Genomic DNA, 14,676 nt, shown 5'->3' with positions numbered 1-14,676 from the left:
ACGGTTAACACCGGCGGTGCCGCGCATCACAGCTAGATCGCCCATCCGCCGCGTCAACGAAGACCCCTCGACCGAGGCCGCGGGGTCCGGCAACACCAGTCGCTTCGGAGGCGAAAACATTGGTACAGCAACCAGCAGCGGCGGACGGTTCGACCGCCGCATCGGAGAGCCGTAGCTGGCTCGACAGAATCGGCATCCCCAAGCCGCTGCTCTGGGGCTTCGTCGGTGTGCTGATCTTCATGATCGGCGACGGCGTGGAGATCACCTACCTGACCCAGTACCTGACGCAGCCCGAGGGCGGCGGGCTGGCGGGCTCGCAGGCCACCTTCGCCACGGTGACCATCTACGGCCTCGCCGTGATGATCGCCTCCTGGTTCTCCGGCACGCTGTCCTCGATCTGGGGACCCCGCTACGTGATGTGGCTCGGCGCGGCCTGGTGGGTCGTCTTCGAACTGCTCTTCCTGTACGTGGCCATCCCCTCGCAGAGCTACCTGCTGATCGTGACCATCTACGGCATCCGCGGCTTCGCCTACCCGCTGTTCGCCTACGCCTTCCTGGTGTGGGCGCAGGTGGCCAGCCCGGTGCACATGCGCGGTTCGGTCGCGGGCTGGTTCTGGTTCGTGTTCACCGGTGGGCTGCCCACCCTGGGTGCGGCGGTGGCCGCCTTCGCGATCGGCCCGCTGGGCATGAGCCTGCACAACACGCTGGTGCTCTCGCTGGTACTGGTCGCCGTCGGCGGTGTGATCGGCTGCTCGGTCCGCGAACCGCACGGCACCAAGCCCATCGCCGACGAGACGGTGGAGAACCCGCGCAGCCCGAAACGACTGATCGAGGGCGTCGACATCGTGTGGCGCGACAAGCGGACCCTGGCGGGCGGCATCACCCGTATCGTCAACACCGCGCCGGAGTTCGGCTTCTTCGCGATGTTCCCCTTCGTCTTCGGACCGGAGACTCCCGGCGGCGGCTTCCTCACCGCACCCGAGATCGCGGCCATGACCAGCATCGTCTACGGCGCCAACATCGCGGCCAACCTGGCGTTCGGCGTGCTGGGTGACTACTTCGGCTGGCGCCGCACCGTCACCTGGTTCGGCTGCGTGGGCTGCGCGATCGCCACCCCGCTGTGGTACTTCGCCTCGATCGCCAGCGAGAGCTTCGGCGTCGCCGCCACGCTGGGCGCCGTCTACGGTGTGCTGCTGGCCGGATTCGTCCCGCTCTCGGCCCTGATGCCGTCCATGGTCACCACCAAGGACAAGGGCTCGGCGCTGGCGGTGCTCAACTTCGGCGCCGGCGGTGCGGCCTTCCTCGGGCCGGTGACGGTCTACGCCATCCACCCGGTCTTCGGCGGTGGCGGCGTGGCCATCGCGTTCGCGCTGATGTACGTGATCGTCGCGGTGCTGTCCACCTTCGTCAAGGACGGCAGCGACCCGGGCGAGGCCAAGAAGGCGCGGGCCGCCTCGACCACCACCCCGGCCGGGGCCGCGACGACGGCCTGACCCACCGTCCGGGCCCTTCGCCGCGCGGCGAAGGGCCCGGCTCGAAGCCGACGCCGCGTGGCGTCGGGGGCGTTCCGAACGGTCACGGGCAAGCACCTCCGGAACGCCCCGTTCACCCCGAGGCGGCGCGTGTGGCGTACTCCGTCACACGCGCCGCTCGGCTCAGCACACCGGGATGGAGGGCCGATGCGCGATCCTGGTGAGCGACCCACCGTCCCGACCAACACGGTCCCGAACACGCGACGAGAGCCAATGACCAGCGAAGACAACGCCCATCGGCCCGCCCCCACCGAACTGGTGCTGCTCGACGTGGGTGGGCCGATCTACGACGACGCGGTCTACCGCGACGCGCTGCTGCGGGCCACCCGCGAACTCGCCGGATCCGAGATCGAACGCGAGACGTTCCAGCGGGTCTACGACGAACAGCGACAACGCCAGGCGGGGTCGCTGCGCACCGCGATCGCGGAGCACTTCCTCACCCCGAACCACCGGAAGCGACTGTCCGAGCTGGCCGAGAGCTACTGGGAATACCCCCCGAGCGCCCTCTACCCGGAAGTGCTGCCCACCGTGCGCACCCTCGCCGGCACCTACCGACTGGCCATAGTGGCCAACCAACGAGAACTGGTGGTGGAGGCACTGCGCCGCGACGGGATCGCCGAGCACATCGACGTCTGGGCCATCTCGGAGACAGTGGGCGCGGAGAAGCCGGACCCGGCGATCTTCCGGTACGCCATGGACCGCGCCGGTGTCTCCGCCGCCGGGACCGTGCACGTCGGCAACCGGCTGGACACCGACGTGCGCGGCGCGAAACGGGTCGGGCTGCGCAGCGTCTGGATCACGCGCGGCGAGGCCCCTCCCCACCCCACGCCGGAACAGCTGGCCGAACCGGACGCCGTGATCGGCTCACTCGACGAGCTCCCGGCGGCACTGGAACGGATGTGAAGGACACGACCTTGGGCACCGAAACGGCAGTACGCCACACCGGAGGCACCGAACCGCTGGTCGCGGGGGTGGACATCGCCACGGCCGAGGTGCGCGTCGAGATACGCGACGGCGGTGGCGAACTCGCGGCGACAGCTGCCACCGCCCTGCCACGGCCGGTGCACGGTGCCGACGGTTCCGCCGAACAGGACGCGCGGAGCTGGTGGCCCGCCGTGCGCGACACGCTGGCCCGCTGCACCGCCGAACTCGGTGACCGGAGCCGCGCGATCACGGCGCTGGCCGTCTGCGCCACCTCGGGCACCGTCACGGCCGTGAACAGCGCGACGGAACCGGTGGCACCGGCGATCATGTACGACGACCGTCGCGGCGCCGAGCACGCCGCGCTGGCCAGGCGTGCCGGAGCGGGACGGTGGGACGACATCGGAATCACCCCGTCCCCCACCTCGGGGCTCGCACACCTGGCGCTGCTGGCGGAACGCACCGAGGACCCCGGATCCCGGCTGCTGCACACCCCGGACCTGATAGCCGAACGGCTGGTGGGGCATCCGGTGGCCACCGACAGCAGCCACGCGCTGAAGAGCGGCTACGACCCGCTGCGCCGCCAGTGGGTGCACGAGGCGCTGGACTCGGTCGGCGTCGAGCCGGCGCGGCTGCCCGACGTGGTGGCGCCCGCACGGCCGCTGGGCGTGGTCTCCGGTCGGGCCGCCGCCGAGACCGGGCTGCCGGCGGGCTGCGAGGTGCGGTCGGGGATGACGGACGGTTGTGCCGGGCAGCTCGCCGCGGGGGCGGTCGACACAGGGCGGGTGGTCACCGTCCTCGGAACCACCCTGGTACTCAAGGCGGTCTCGGCGGAACTGGTGCACGACCCGACCGGCGTGATCTACAGCCACCGGCACCCCGAAGGCGGCTGGTTGCCGGGTGGGGCGTCGAACACCGGCGGTGAGGCCCTGGCCGACGTGACCGACGAGCTGGCCGAGCTGGACCGCGCGGCAGCGGCACGTGGCCCGGCAGGAGTGCTGTGCTACCCGCTGCGCAGGCAGGGGGAGCGTTTCCCGTTCTCCGACGAACGAGCACGTGGTTTTCTCTCGGGCGAGCCCGGCGACGAGGTGGAGCTGCACCGCGCGCGGCTGGAAGGCGTGGCGTTCTGCGAGAAACTGGCGCTGCGCCGGCTCGACTCACTCGGCGCCCCCGTGACCGGACCGATCCGCACGGCCGGAGGTGGAGCTCGCAGCCTCACCTGGTGCCGGATCCGCGCCTCGGTGCTCGGCGAACCGGTACTGCGAGTGCCCCGGGCCGGTACGCCGCTGGGGGCGGCGCTGCTCGCGGCCTGCGGGACGCTCCACCCGGATCTGGGGACGGCCGCCGCGGCCATGACACCGGAAGCGGAGTCGGTGGAACCGGTTCCCGGGGAGGTGGCGCGGCTCGCCGAGAGCTACGAGGCGTTCCACGCCGAGCTGGCCGGCAGGGGATGGCTCTCGTGACGGCTGCCGCCCGGGGCCGTACCGGGCGGTGGATCATCCGTGCCAGACTCGGGACGGCATCGCTTTCTGCGACACGGGTCACTTCGCTGAGGTTAACCTCAATTCGCTGAGGCTCACCTTTTTGAGGAAAGCCAAACTTTTTTGAGGACAGGCGAACTTTTTTGAGGAAACCCTGATAAAAACGCCGCGAACCAAAAGGCGTACATTCGTGGTATGACTTTGAAGGCGGCCAAACCGGAAGAACACGAATCCAAGTTCCACGAGCTGCTGCAGAAGCAGGTGCGCAGCGAGTTCAATGCCTCGCAACAGTACATCGCACTCGCCGTGTGGTTCGACAAATCCGATCTTCCCCGCCTCGCCGCGCACTTCTACAAGCAGGCGCTGGAAGAGCGCAATCACGGCATGATGATCGTGCAGTTCCTGATGGACAACGACATTTCCGTGCACATTCCGGCGGTCGACGAGGTACGCAACGAGTTCAACGAGGCACGCGAACTCGTCGCTCTGGCGCTGGAACAGGAGCGCGAGGTCACCCGCGAGATCGAGCTGCTGGCCAGGACCGCGCGTGCCGAGGACGACTACATCGGCGAGCAGTTCATGCAGTGGTTCCTCAAGGAACAGGTCGAGGAGGTCTCGCAGATGTCCACCCTGCTGACCGTGGTCGACCGCGCGAACGGCAACCTCTTCGAGGTGGAGAACTTCCTCACCCGGGAGCAGGTGGGCGAGGAGGGTGCGGACTCCTCCGCGCCCGAGGCCGCAGGCGGCGCCGTCTGAGACCCCGCGAAGCACTGTGTCGGCTCGCTCGTCGTAGCTGGTCGTGTGGCGGAACCTCTCGCGGGCTCTCGCTGCTTTGCCGTACCGGTCGCTCTGGCACGGTGGTCGGGTAGCCGGCACGTGAGGCGGCGCCTCGCCGCGTTGGGCCGCTCTTGAGTAGCGACCTACGCGGCGAGGCGGCCCGGCCTCGCAATGCATCCGCCTCACGCGCTCGAGACACCCGCGCTGCGACACGCACGGTCCCGCAACCGAAGTCCCGACCGGACCGAAAAACCGAGCTACGCCAAGCGGCGCCAGCCGCTTACACCACTCACGCAGCTCGCACCGCCGCGGGTTCTCGCGTGCGGCTCTCGCGAGGAAGGCCCGACGTTGTGTAGGTCGCTACCCGATGTCGGGCCTCCCCGCAGCGAGAGCCGTGCGCGAGGTTCCGCCAAGCGACCACCCGAGCAGACCGGGCCACCCCGGCGGCACTAACGAATGGTGATCTGCCGCCCGCGCAGCCCGTCCCGGGCACGACGCTCGGCCGCGTCCAAGCCCTGCTCGTCCAGCGAGGCCAGCGCCTCGTCCAGCCGCTGCCCCAGTGCGGCCGCGGGTTCCTCCCACTCCCGGTGGTGCTTCTCGCGGTCCAGGTCCCACACCGGCACCAACAGGCCGTGCGCCCGGAACGAGCCCGCGTAACGACTGTCCTCGTCCAGCGCCAGCTCACCGCGTGCCGACAACCGGGCCATCGCCGAGATCAGCTTCTCCTCGGGTTCGGGACGCACCCAGCGCAGATGGGCACGGTCGGTCGCGTCCACCCAGTAGGCGGCGTGCACGCCCTCGGTCTCCAACTTGCGGGTGGGCATGATCGCGGCGTTGGCCCGCTCCAGCGACATGGCGACCTCGCCCGAAGCCTCCACGCCTTCCGGCATCCACCACGAGAAGTCCTCGTGTATCCGCACGTCCAGCTGCGCCTCGGTGTCCATCAGGTCCTGCAGCCGGTTGGGCACCGTGCCCTCCGGCGCGTCCTCCGGGCCGATCGCGGACAGCGAGTTGCCGGGCTCGGCGGTCTCCGCCCACTCCACGGCACGGGCCAGATCCCTGCTGATGTCACCGGACTTGGTCTGCACCTGCAGCCCGACGAACGCCTTGCCGTCGGTGCGCACCAGGGCCGCCGCGGCCATCGGCAGCACAGTGGCCAGTTCGATCTCGCGCTCGCCGGAGGTGCGGGGCAGCACCGCCGTCGCCGAGGGCACGAACTCGCGCAGCGCGACCAGTTCGCACTCGGCCGCGATCCCCTCGAACGGCCTGGTCACCTTGATCTTGCTCTGGCCGCCGGAGGCGCCGTGGCACGCCTTGTAGCGCTTGCCGGAGCCGCACGGACACGGCTGCCTGCGACCGACCACCGGTATCTCGGCATCGGGACGTTGTTGTGCTTCGGTGCGTTCGCTCAAGTCTGTCTCCCGGTAGTGCTTGTCTGGACTTGCTGTGCTCGGGTACGCACTGTGTCACATCCGGCTTCCCGCGCGACGGCACCGACACATCCACCGGCGCGCGGTCCCACGGAGGACGGTTCGGCACCGCTCAGCGCACCGCGTGCGGGGGTCGGGGAGCGCGTGGGGGTTCCGGGGCGCCGGTCACCCGCCCCACCCGCATGGGCCGGGAGGTCGTCGGGTCCGGCGGCAGCAACAGCCGGTTGAACCGCTTGATCACCAGTATCGACAGCACCACCACTCCGGTCAGCGCCAGGTCGGATCCGGCGTGCAGCAGCACCCCGTCGGCCAGCGCCTGCGCGCTGTCCCGCAGCCCCCAGAGCAGGGTGGTCCAGCCCAGCAGCAGACTCAGGCACCAACCGCCCCACCACAGCTTCACCATCCGCGACGGAGCGGGACGCACCCGCCCGTCCGCCTCGCCGATGCCGCGCAGCGTGGCGTGCTCCAGTTCGGCCAGCACCGATCCGGGCACGAACAGGTTGAGCCCGGGCACGAGGAATCCGGCCACCACCTGCCAGGCCCGTCGCGCCGGGCGCAGTTCGGCGCGCTGATGCGCGTATTCCCGGGCCCGCAGTGCCCACAGCACCCCGAAGACACCGCCGAGCGCCCCGAACAACCAGGTCATGATCCCCGCGGTCGCCACGAGCGCGTCCGAGACCGCCAGCACCGTCCCGTCCAGCGCACCGCTCGTGCTGCGCAGCAGCAGCACGTACCGCCAGAGCTCGGCAGCCGCCGCGGCACTGCCCAGCACTGCCGTGATCCAGAGCGTGGCGACCGTGGTGACCGACAGCGAGGCGACCCGTTCGGCCGGATCGGCACGTCCGTTCGTGGGAAGTGCCAGCGGCCAGCGCCACGCTAGCGGCGGGAAACCCCAACGCGGCGGTGCCGGGTAGGACGGCGGGCCGGTGTAGGGCCGCCTGCGGGGCGGGCGGCGTGGCTGCCGGGGGCCGCCCGGTGGGGTGGCCGTCCACTCCATCGGGGGGCCGGATGCCGGTGGGTAGCTCCTCACAGCACGTATGGTTCCGTATTCGGCTCCTCGGCCACCAGCGGGCGACCGAGAGCGGACCAGCCGTTCATCCCCCGCTGGACGTTCACCGCGTCCCAGCCGCTGGCGTTCAGGTAGGCGGTGACCTTGGAGGAGCGCCCACCCGAGCGGCAGATCACGTAGAGCCGCTCGGCGTCGGGGATCTCGTCCAGCCGCTGCGGGATCTCGTTCATCGGAATGTGCACCGCGTCCGGGGCGTGCCCGGCGGACCACTCATCGTTCTCCCGCACATCCAGCAGCGCACCCTCGGGCAGCTGCGTCGGCAGTTCCTCGGGGGCCACCTCGGGGACGCGGCCGTGCATCGGTGTAGTCACACCCCGATACTGCCAGCCTTCCGGTCTCGTGGATAACCGGCCGGGCATCACCAGGGCAGGGGCCCCTCGGCATCGAAGTAGCCACCGCTCGGCCCGTCAGCACCGATCCGCGCCATGCGGACGATGACCTCGGCGCCCTGTTCGACGGTCAGGGAGCCCGTGTTGTGGTTCAGATCGGTCGCGGTGTAACCGGGGTCGACCGCGTTGATCCGCATCGCCGGCAACTGCTTCGCGTACTGCACGGTGATCATGTTGACGGCGGTCTTCGAGGCGGGATAGGCGATGCCCGGATACGCGTGAGCCGGTGTGCCGGGGGTGGCCATCCGCTCCAGGGAGGCCAGTCCGCTGCTGAGGTTGACCACCACGGGGGCGGCGGAACGTCGCAGCAACGGCAGGAACGCGTTGGTCACCCGCACGATGCCGAACACGTTGGTCTCGAACAGCCCGCGCATCATCCCGGCGGTGACCTCGGCGGCGGGGATCACGTTTCCCTCCGGGGTGCGCCCCTCGGCGCCGGCATTGTTGACCAGCACGTCCAGCCCGCCGCCTGCCTCCACGGTCTTCGCCGCCGCCGCGACGGACTCGTCGTCGGTGACGTCGAGGGCGAGTGACCTGGCGCCCAGCCGCTCGGCGGCCGTTCGACCGCGCTCCGGATCCCTGCTGCCGAGGTAGACGGTGTGCCCGGCATCAACCAGCCGACGGGCGGTCTCGAACCCCAGCCCCTTGTTCGCTCCGGTGATCAGTGTCGTCGTCATGGGACCATGATTGCCCACCTCGGGGAGAGTCCGGCCAGTTTTCACCTGTTTGCCCGCCGCGGCGGGGTGTCGTGCTCAACGGCGACGCCTGCCGCGCCTGAGGCGGTGACGACCGTTGGAGCGGCTCGGGACGGTCGCGGGGCTGTCCTGCTCGGCGGCGTGGTGCTCGGCCGAGCGGTCCCGCGTGAATCCGAGGCGGTCGGGGGTGTGCATGCGCAGCATGACGCGACCGGTGTTCTCGGGAACCCTTCGAGCGGTCAGCTTGCTCACCAGCACCGTCACCGCGAAGGCCAGCGGAACGGTGAACGCGGCGGGCTGCAGCAGCACAGCGGACCACCACCCGTAGCCGTCGCCGAGGAACGCGCCGAGGAACACCGCCAGCAGCACGAGACCGCCGCCCACGACCAGACCGCTCGTCGCGCCGACCGCGGTGAGCCCGCGCCACCAGATACCGAGCACCAGCAGCGGGAAGAACGTGGAAGCGGCCATGGCGAAAGCCAATCCGACACTCTGCGAGATGTCGCGGCCGATGGCGATCACGGCCAGCGCGGCGGGCAGGATGCACGACCCCAGCGCCACGAGCCTGAAGTTGGAGAGCTTGCCCGGCAACAGGTCGGTGAACAGCACCCCGGACACGCTCATCACCAGCCCGGAGGAGGTGGACAGGAAAGCCGCGAAGGCGCCCGCCGCGGTGATCGCTCCCACCAGCTCCCCCGGCCATCCCTGCAGCATCGCCGTCGGGAGCAGCAGCACCGCGGCGTCGGTTTCCCCGCTCACCAGCAGCTGCGGCACGTAGAACCGGGAAAGCACGCCCAGCACGGTCGGGAACAGGTAGAACAACCCCAACAGGCCCAGCACCACCAGCGTGGTGCGCCGGGCGCTTCGCCCCGTGGGGTTGGTGTAGAACCGCACCAGCACGTGGGGCAACCCCATCGTCCCCAGGAAGGTCGACAGGATCAGCGAATAGGTCTCGAAGAGCTCGTAGGAGTCACCGTCCTGCGGCGACAGCCAGGCGCGGTTGTTCGGCTCCGCGTCGTCGACCACCGGAACCGTGCTGCCCGCGGGAAACCGCAACTCGGAATCCGCGCTCACCGAGTGCATCCCGGGAGCGAGATACACCGTCCCGCCGGTCGGCTCGTCCTGCCGCACCGGCCCGCTGAGCCGCTCCGGACCGGGGCCGGACAGCACCTTCACCCACACCGGGCTGGTGACGCGCAACCGCACGTCCGTTTCGATGTGGACGGTGGTGGCCCGCTCGAACACCGGCGAGGTGGGTTGGTCCAGCCCACGTCGGTGCTGCGCGTCGTCCCCGAGGAAAACGAAGAACAACACGAAGACGGGCACCGCTATCGCGAAGAGCTTGACGCCGTACTGGAACGCCTGCACCAGGGTCACCACGTGCATCCCGCCGCTGAGCACCCCGGTGAGCACCACGATCGCCACCAGCACGATGCCGCCCGCGTAGGAGATACCGGTGACCGTCGCCAGAGTCACGCCCGCCGCCTGCAGCTGCGGCACCAGGTACAGCCAGCCGATGAGCACCACCAACACGGTGGCGAGGGTGCGCACGCGCCCGGAGTCCAACCTGACCTGCGCGAAGTCCGGGAGGGTGTAGGCACCGGAACGACGCAGCGGTGCGGCCACGAACAGGAGCAGCAGCAGATAGCCCGCCGTGTAGCCGATGGGGTACCAGAGCGCCTCGATGCCGTCCTTGAGCAGCAGCCCGGCGATTCCGAGGAACGACGCGGCGGAGAGGTACTCACCCGCGATGGCGGCGGCGTTCCGCTCCACACCGACCATACGTCTGGCCAGCAGGAAGTCCGAGGTGGTGCGGGCACCGCGCGATCCCCACACCGCCAGCCCGAACGTGCCGACGGCGATCAGCACCACACCGCCGAGAGCCCACGGATTCACCGCTGCACCAACTCGGCGAACTCGCGTTCGTGCCGCTCCGCCGCACGGGTGGCCGCGTAACCGATCAGCAGGATGAACGGGAAGGGCAGCACCCCGAGGACGAGCCACGGCAGCGGAATGTTCCACAACCGGATCTCCGAGAGGAGGGGCACCCAGCGCAGCAGCATCGGAAGTCCACCGAGCACCAGCACGCTGATGCCCGCCAGCAGCAGCGAGGTACGCAGCTGGGCCCGCACCAGCCCGCGCACCATCGCCTCGCCCATGCTGCTCTGGTCCTCCAGCTCGATGATCGTGCGGGGGACTCGGCGTTCGCCGCGCCGGTCCGCGAGCACGACCCGCTTACGACGTGGGGGACGTTGCTGCGAGGCGGATGTTCTGCTGGAAGTCACGTTCGTCGACCCTCTTAGAAGTGGTGGCCCGCGGGGTCATTCCCGGGGTGGCCGGGGTGACCGCACCAGCCGGTCCTTGAGTTCCCTGGTGTGCCTGCGACTGACCGGCAGTTCACGAGTCTCGCGGTACTGACCTCCGGCGATCAACACCGAATATCCGGAGGACGACATGCGCAGCTCGTTTATGAGGTTCAACGAGACCAGATAGGACCGGTGGATGCGGACGAAACCGGCGTCCGCCCACTTCTCCTCCAGCTGCGCGAGCGGAATCCGCACCAGGTGGGAGCCCTCGTCGGTGTGCAGCCGCGCGTAGTCCCCCTGGGCCTCCACCCAGCGCACCTGGGAACGCTGCACCAGGCGGGTGGTGCCGCCGAGCTCCACCGGGATGACCGAGTGGTCGTCCTGTCCGGCCGGTTCGAGCGCCGCACCGGTCGAGCCGGCGTTCAGGGCGGAACGGTCGCCGGAGGAGCCCTCCAGCGGGGTGCTGATCCGCTGCACCTTGCGCAGCGCCCGTTCCATCCGTTCCGGGCTGGCCGGTTTCATGACGTAGTCGATGGCCCCCAGGTCGAACGCCTCCAGCGCGTTCTCGCCGTGGGCGGTTATGAACACCAGGGCGGGGGCGTTCTCGAACGAGAAGAGCACCCTGGCGAGGTCCATTCCGGTCAGTCCCGGCATCGCGACGTCGATGAAAACGGCGTCGACCAGGGGCGCGTCGGAGGGGCGTCCGGCGAGATCCGGGTTGTCCTGCCGCAGCAGCCGCAGCGCCTCGGCGGCGTCGAAGGCGGTCAGCACCTTGCCGACCCGTGAATTGCCGTTGAGCATGTCACGGGTCGTCGTGATTCCCGGCTCCTCGTCGTCGACGACGAGCACTACGAGCCCGCCACCGTCCGAACCGCCGGCACCGGAACCGGCGCGTTCTACGCGATCACGGGAACCGTTGATGCGATATGGGGTACTCACGGCAACGCCCAATCCTCCCGAGCACACCGGGCACTGTCCACGGCCGACTCCACCGAACGTCGTGGAGTCCGCCCGTGGAACCGTCCGGAACGAACCGACCGTGAGTGAGTCAACACACTCACCGCATTCAACCTAAGCCCCCGCATTCACGTTTCGCCGGGTGGGTACGACCGCATTCGCACGATCGATGCAACACTTCGCCGATTTTCCCTCGTCAGAGGGAAACGACCGTGCGGGTCACCGCGGTCCGGTGCATGTGTCGGCTCCGGCTCGGGGCGAGCTCGCTCTCTCGCGAAATCGACGCTCCACTGGGGGCGGTGCGGCCCCGCCGGCGTCAATTTCCCACGAAATCGCCGGGCCACTCGCCGCGAAGCCGAACTCCGACCGCCCTCGCGGGCGGCACCGCCGCGGGTTCTCCGGTGCGGCTCTCGCGGGGACGGCCCCGACGTTGTGTAGGGCGCTACCCGATGTCGGGGCACCCGCGGCGAGAGCCGTGCGCGAGGTTCCGCCACAGCACCACCCGCGACCACCGAGCCGGGAATCAACTTCAAAGCCCGAAGCGGGACCAAGTGGCCCTGTTCTCGGCGGTGTCGAACAGCGCCTGCGCCATCCCGGCCGCCAACCCCTGGGCTCCACCGGCGGGACCGGTCATTCCCAACCGCGCCAGCAGCGGTTTGCGCGGTTCCACCGACACCAGGTGCGACTCGGGGAACCGTTGGGACACCACGTCACGCAGGTTGCCGAGTCCGTCCACCAGCCCCAGTTCCTTGGCTCGCCTTCCGGTCCAGACCTCACCGGAGAACAGGTCCTCGGTGGACTCGTCCAACGAGTTCCCGCGACGCTGCCGCACCCAGTCCGCGAACTGGGTGTGCAGTTCCTGCTGCATGCCCTGCAGCCACTGCACGTCCTCGGCGTTCTCGGGGCGGAACGGGTCGAGGCGAGTCTTGTGCTGACCCGCGGCGTGCACCCGGCGTTCGACCCCGATCCGCCTGATGAGTTCCTCCATCCCGAAACCGGCGCTGACCACGCCGATGGATCCCACCATCGAACTCGCGTGGGCATAGACCTCGTCCCCGGCACAGGCGAGCCAGTACCCCCCGGAAGCGGCCACGTCCTCGCAGAAGGTCAGCACCGGCACCTCCTTCTTGGCGGCCAGGCTCCGGATGCGTTCGGCCACCAGGGCGGACTGCGTGGCGGCACCGCCCGGTGAGTTGATGACGAGCGCCACGCCGGACAGCCGGTCGAAGGAGAACGCGCGGGTCAGTGCGGATTCCACGGTGTGCAGCGATATCGAGGGGCGGCTCACCGGCGACGGCGTCGGAGTGATCGGGCCGTGCAGTTTGACCACGGGCACCACCGGGCCCCGCTCGGCGCGTTCGGCCAGTTTTCCGGGCAGTTTCTCCGAAATCCTGTCCGAAAGCGTGGCGGTGAATTTCTGGGAGGACTTGTCGTTCATGCCCCCACGTTACTGCCGATAAACGCACCGTCGACGACTCGACCGCGCGCCGGGCCGCGAGCGGGATGGCGGCACTCACCCGTGTACCCGGTTACCGGGCGCAGCGCCCCGGCCACGGATCCGCCCGGCACCCCGGACCGGTGGCTCCGCCCGCCGGGCCGATCGCTCGGGCCCGGCGGACGGACCCGAGAGCACGGGAACGCGCTTCAGCCTGCCGTGGAGGAGTCGGAGGAGATCGCTTCCCGTACGGGCTGCTCCGTGTCGGAATCCGCCGTGTCGGCCTCCGCCGTGTCGGCCTCCGCCGTGTCGGAATCCGCTGTCTCGGAATCCACTGTGTCGAACTCCCCGGTTCCGTACTCCCCTGGCCCGAATTCCTGGGGAGCCGTGCCATCGGATTCGACCCGCCATTCCTCCTGTAGCGGCTCGGGATCGGGCTCCGGGTCGGGAGGCACCTGGGGACAGTCCATCTCCTCGAACGGCTCACGCGCGAGGGGCCGGACTCCGGGCGCGAACTTCGGCACCCGCATGATGACCTTCATCCCCGCGTCGCGTTCGGTTTCCACCACCAACCCGTAGTCGTTGCCGAACGTCGCGCGCATCCGGTCGTTGACGTTGCCCAGGCCGACGTGCGACCCCTCGGTGTGGCTGCCTTCCAGCTCCAGTTCCAGCTCCCGGGGGTCCATGCCGACCCCGTTGTCGTCGACGCTGATGAGTGCCTCGTTGCCGTTGTCCTCGGCGGCCACCGACAGCGTCCCGCCACCCGGTTTCTTCGCCAGACCGTGGCGCACCGCGTTCTCCACCAACGGCTGCAGCGCCAGGAACGGCAGTACCACGGGAAGCACCTCGGGTGCGATTTTGAGCTGCACGTTCAACCGCTCCGGACCGAACCTGGCGGATTCCAACGTCAGGTAGCGGTCGATGTTGCGCATCTCGTCCGCCAGGGTCGTATACATCTCGTTCGACCGGAACGAGTACCTGGTGAAGTCGGCGAACTCCTGAATCAGCTCCCTGGCGTGATCCGGATCGGTGCGGATCAGCGCGGAGATCGTGTTCAGCGAGTTGTAGACGAAGTGCGGCGAGATCTGCGCCCGCAACGCCCTGACCTCCGCCTCGGCCAGTTTCTGTTGGGACACCTGGAGTTCCGCCAACCGCAGCTGCGAGGTGACGTGTTCGGCCACCTCGGTGGCGGCCCGGATCAACCGGCTCCGCTCCCCCGCGGTGATCAGCACCAGTGCACCCCGGCTGAGCCCCTCCACTTCGAGCGGCACGATCACGACGTGCCGCATCAGGCAGGGACGTTCGTCGCAGACGATGTCGGAGTGGTCCACGTACTCGCTCTTGCCGGTGCGCAGGGCCCGCTCGATGCTCTCGGTGGTGTCGCGGTAGTGGTGGTTGGCACCGCCGTCCCAGGCGAGCAGCGTCCCCTCCGGGTCGACGATTCCCACGGCGAGACAGGACAGCAGGGCTCGCAAGTGGGGCGCGGTCTCGTCGGCCGACTCCTGATCGAGTCCCCGGCGCAGGTGGGGCGCGGCGCTGGTCACGTTGTGCAACGCCGCCAGCGTCGCGTCCTCCTTGGACGTGCTGACTCGGCGTGAACGGCACAGCATCACGAACATGCCGAGCACGGCCAGCGCGGCGATCACGGTGAGCACTGTCCGCTCAGTCAACAGCTCGAGCACAC

Annotated in this window: 13 protein-coding genes; 4 read left to right on the top strand and 9 right to left on the bottom strand. The window is 69.5% G+C overall.

Annotation, left to right across the window (positions count from 1 at the left end):
* Nucleotides 1–119: 119 nt before the first annotated feature.
* From BLR41_RS11485 to BLR41_RS11470, 4 genes are all read left to right on the top strand, one after another.
* Nucleotides 120–1,493, top strand: a complete 1,374-nt coding sequence (locus BLR41_RS11485; RefSeq protein WP_092628061.1) for an MFS transporter — start codon at nt 120–122, stop codon at nt 1,491–1,493.
* Nucleotides 1,494–1,745: 252 nt separating this feature from the next.
* Nucleotides 1,746–2,435 carry an HAD family hydrolase gene (locus tag BLR41_RS11480; RefSeq protein WP_092628060.1) on the top strand — a complete coding sequence of 230 codons (690 nt, stop codon included), beginning with the start codon at nt 1,746–1,748 and terminating at the stop codon, nt 2,433–2,435.
* Nucleotides 2,432–3,916, top strand: a complete 1,485-nt coding sequence (locus BLR41_RS11475) for an FGGY-family carbohydrate kinase (protein ID WP_245694076.1) — start codon at nt 2,432–2,434, stop codon at nt 3,914–3,916. The genes BLR41_RS11480 and BLR41_RS11475 overlap by 4 nt, the downstream gene beginning before the upstream one ends.
* A 213-nt stretch (nt 3,917–4,129) precedes the next feature.
* On the top strand, nt 4,130–4,690 hold the full coding sequence (locus BLR41_RS11470; protein ID WP_092628058.1) for a ferritin: 561 nt from the start codon (nt 4,130–4,132) through the stop codon (nt 4,688–4,690).
* A gap of 470 nt (nt 4,691–5,160) precedes the next feature.
* Here BLR41_RS11470 and BLR41_RS11465 read toward each other — a convergent pair whose 3' ends face one another.
* The 9 genes from BLR41_RS11465 to BLR41_RS11425 form a co-directional block, all read right to left on the bottom strand.
* Entirely contained in the window at nt 5,161–6,123 is a 963-nt protein-coding gene (locus tag BLR41_RS11465) for a DUF5926 family protein (protein ID WP_092628057.1), read from the bottom strand.
* Between the two features lie 130 nt (nt 6,124–6,253).
* Entirely contained in the window at nt 6,254–7,138 is an 885-nt protein-coding gene (locus tag BLR41_RS11460) for a DUF4328 domain-containing protein (RefSeq protein WP_092628056.1), read from the bottom strand.
* A gap of 29 nt (nt 7,139–7,167) precedes the next feature.
* Nucleotides 7,168–7,509 (bottom strand): rhodanese-like domain-containing protein, encoded by a 342-nt coding sequence (locus tag BLR41_RS11455; protein WP_092628055.1) that lies wholly within the window; start codon nt 7,507–7,509, stop codon nt 7,168–7,170.
* A gap of 59 nt (nt 7,510–7,568) precedes the next feature.
* Nucleotides 7,569–8,276 (bottom strand): SDR family NAD(P)-dependent oxidoreductase, encoded by a 708-nt coding sequence (locus BLR41_RS11450; protein WP_092628053.1) that lies wholly within the window; start codon nt 8,274–8,276, stop codon nt 7,569–7,571.
* Between the two features lie 75 nt (nt 8,277–8,351).
* Nucleotides 8,352–10,190 (bottom strand): sodium/solute symporter, encoded by a 1,839-nt coding sequence (locus BLR41_RS11445; RefSeq protein ID WP_092628052.1) that lies wholly within the window; start codon nt 10,188–10,190, stop codon nt 8,352–8,354.
* Nucleotides 10,187–10,579 (bottom strand): hypothetical protein, encoded by a 393-nt coding sequence (locus BLR41_RS11440; RefSeq protein WP_092628051.1) that lies wholly within the window; start codon nt 10,577–10,579, stop codon nt 10,187–10,189. Before BLR41_RS11440 ends, BLR41_RS11445 begins: the two co-directional genes overlap by 4 nt.
* Nucleotides 10,580–10,615: 36 nt before the next feature.
* On the bottom strand, nt 10,616–11,539 hold the full coding sequence (locus BLR41_RS11435) for a LytR/AlgR family response regulator transcription factor (protein ID WP_092628050.1): 924 nt from the start codon (nt 11,537–11,539) through the stop codon (nt 10,616–10,618).
* Nucleotides 11,540–12,086: 547 nt separating this feature from the next.
* Entirely contained in the window at nt 12,087–12,995 is a 909-nt protein-coding gene (locus BLR41_RS11430; RefSeq protein ID WP_092628048.1) for a S49 family peptidase, read from the bottom strand.
* Between the two features lie 206 nt (nt 12,996–13,201).
* Nucleotides 13,202–14,674, bottom strand: a complete 1,473-nt coding sequence (locus tag BLR41_RS11425; RefSeq protein ID WP_425426905.1) for a sensor histidine kinase — start codon at nt 14,672–14,674, stop codon at nt 13,202–13,204.
* Nucleotides 14,675–14,676 lie beyond the last annotated feature (2 nt).

Origin of the sequence: Actinopolyspora mzabensis (assembly GCF_900101095.1) — a bacterium.
Lineage (GTDB): Bacteria > Actinomycetota > Actinomycetes > Mycobacteriales > Pseudonocardiaceae > Actinopolyspora > Actinopolyspora mzabensis.
Note: the sequence above shows the minus strand (reverse complement) of the source record. Positions and strands in the feature narration are given on the sequence as shown.

Bases quoted from the DNA above. Each gene is read 5' to 3' on its own strand.
- BLR41_RS11480 (WP_092628060.1), top strand. From the start codon at position 1,746: ATGACCAGCGAAGACAACGCCCATCGGCCCGCCCCCACCGAACTGGTG.
- BLR41_RS11450 (WP_092628053.1), bottom strand. From the start codon at position 8,276: ATGACGACGACACTGATCACCGGAGCGAACAAGGGGCTGGGGTTCGAG.
- BLR41_RS11430 (WP_092628048.1), bottom strand. From the start codon at position 12,995: ATGAACGACAAGTCCTCCCAGAAATTCACCGCCACGCTTTCGGACAGG.
- BLR41_RS11460 (WP_092628056.1), bottom strand. From the start codon at position 7,138: ATGGAGTGGACGGCCACCCCACCGGGCGGCCCCCGGCAGCCACGCCGC.
- BLR41_RS11470 (WP_092628058.1), top strand. From the start codon at position 4,130: ATGACTTTGAAGGCGGCCAAACCGGAAGAACACGAATCCAAGTTCCAC.
- BLR41_RS11455 (WP_092628055.1), bottom strand. From the start codon at position 7,509: ATGCACGGCCGCGTCCCCGAGGTGGCCCCCGAGGAACTGCCGACGCAG.